The organism is Streptomyces roseolus, assembly GCF_014649855.1.
Lineage (GTDB): Bacteria > Actinomycetota > Actinomycetes > Streptomycetales > Streptomycetaceae > Streptomyces > Streptomyces roseolus.
The window spans coordinates 1-291 of sequence record NZ_BMTV01000080.1 but is presented as its reverse complement, the minus strand read 5'-3'; the positions used below and the strand labels follow the sequence as shown (position 1 = coordinate 291).

General features: G+C 77.3%; 1 protein-coding gene. It reads left to right on the top strand.

Translation table 11 applies throughout. The features are described 5' to 3' along the window. Positions 1-23: 23 nt before the first annotated feature. On the top strand, positions 24-291 hold a 268-nt coding region (locus tag IE245_RS36520), incomplete at its 3' end, for a SpnB-like Rossmann fold domain-containing protein (protein ID WP_444545747.1).

Below are 291 nucleotides of genomic sequence, written 5' to 3'. Positions count from 1 at the left end.
TGCACGCCGGCGTGTGGGGTCTCGTGCGGTCCGCGCAGACCGAGAACCCCGGCCGCGTCGTCCTCGTCGACCTCGACGAGGAGACCGACGCGTCGGGCCGCGCCCTCGCCGCCGTCCTGGCGAGCGGGGAGCCGCAGGTCGCGGTGCGGGCGGGGTCGCTGCTCGTACCGCGTCTGGCCCGTGCCCGGACGGACGCCGAATCCGGCACCGACGTCGGTCCCCGCTGGGACGCGGGGACGGTGCTGATCACGGGTGCCACGGGTGCGCTGGGTGCGGTGCTCGCCCGGCACG